We start from the raw sequence: 1,515 nt of genomic DNA, 5'->3' as shown, positions 1-1,515 counted from the left end.
CACGGCATGAGCCAGAAAGGAGCCAGTCGCTGGGCGCGAGGGAACCTCAGCTTCAACATGAATCGGGACCTGGGCGCCTGGAGCGTGCGTTGGGAGCGAGTGGAGCAGATCCTGGTGCACTACTACACCGGCGTTCATATCCGCGACTCAGGCAACAATAATGCTTTGCTCACCCCATCCTATCGCTGGAACCCCTTACAAATCAACTGGGGCACGCCAGACAACCGTCCACCCGCGATGTCTCACAGCGGGACATATTCCATCTCGGTGGAAGTGCAAAACACAGGTATCTCTGATTGGACATGTGGCTATCCCCATTTCAGCTATGTGCTTACATATCGTTGGGCCAAGGCCGGTCACGGGGAAGTCACGGGCAGCAGTTCAGCCTCGGTGTGTAACACACCCAAGGGCGACCCATCTCCTACGGTGAACCTGACCATCCAGAACATCCCCAACTGGGGCCCCGGGGCTTACACCATCCGTTTCGACATCTACGTGACCTCCGCCTACGGCAACTTCTGGTTCAGCGATTACGGCTGGCCAACCTACAGCGTAAGAGTCTGCGTAGATGGACCATGCAAAGTGTTCATCCCTCTAGCGCTGAAGAATTATCCGTAGAAGGCGGCCAACCACTCGCTCCAGCCGACTGCTCCCTCGGCGGCTCGGTCGCAGCGGCTGAGCTCGGTGCCGTCGCGATCCAACTGTTCCGGGAGGGCCGAATTTCGTCGGGGAAAGCGGCCGAGTTGCTGGGGATTTCCAAACTGGAATTGATCCAGTTACTGGCCCGGCACGGCGTTCCCTTTCACCGAGACTCCGGGCGAGTTGACGGCTGCGGTTGGGGGGCTGGAGCAGTCGCGGGAAGATCAGCGATGATCGTTGTGGCCAACTCCGGCCCTCTCATTGCCCTGGCGCAGGTTAGGCGCCTTTCTCTGCTCCCGGCGCTTTTTGGAGAGGTGTATATCCCGCCTGCGGTTTGGGATGAAGTTGTGACGTGGCTCAGGGGAAACCGGGGGCTTTGGATGTTCAATCAGCGGATTGGATCCGTGTTGTGGAGATTCAGGACCATATCGCCGTTCGTCTCCTGAGAGAACGCCTGGGTGCGGGAGAAAGCGAGGCCGTCGTTCTGGCTATGGAGTTAGAAGCCGCCTTGCTGTTGATGGACGAGGCTCGCGGGCGGAGGATCGCTGCAGCGCGAGGGTTAAACATAGCTGGGACACTGGGCGTTCTTGTGCTTGCGAAAAAGCGAAACCTGATACCAGCGATTACTCCCCTGTTGGAGCGTCTGCGGGAGGCGGGATTCCGGATGAGTGAGGACGTCTATCAGATGGCTCGCGTGCTGGCTGGTGAAGGGACGCAGGTATAAGAGGGTGCGTCAACTGGGGAGAGGAGACTGTGCCGGCCGCGGCGGTCAAGGTGTGGCCTCTGGGAGTGAAGCGGCTAGGCCTCTTCGGGTCTTTCGTTCGCGGGGAGGTGCGGCCGGAGGTCTGGGCCCAGTACCCCATCCTGCAGAGCCGG

The 1,515-nt window shown here is 59.9% G+C and carries 2 protein-coding genes; both read left to right on the top strand.

Annotation, left to right across the window (positions count from 1 at the left end; genetic code table 11):
* On the top strand, positions 1 to 618 hold a 618-nt coding region (locus tag ABJK56_RS20160), incomplete at its 5' end, for a hypothetical protein (protein WP_347246487.1).
* Positions 619 to 991: 373 nt separating this feature from the next.
* The gene (locus ABJK56_RS20155; RefSeq protein WP_347246486.1) at positions 992 to 1,363 is read left to right on the top strand and encodes a DUF3368 domain-containing protein; all 372 of its coding nucleotides are present in this window, start codon (positions 992 to 994) and stop codon (positions 1,361 to 1,363) included.
* Positions 1,364 to 1,515: the final 152 nt, after the last annotated feature.

This window comes from Thermogutta sp. (assembly GCF_039793925.1).
Taxonomy (GTDB): domain Bacteria; phylum Planctomycetota; class Planctomycetia; order Pirellulales; family Thermoguttaceae; genus Thermogutta.
This window is presented reverse-complemented; position numbering and strand designations above follow the sequence as displayed.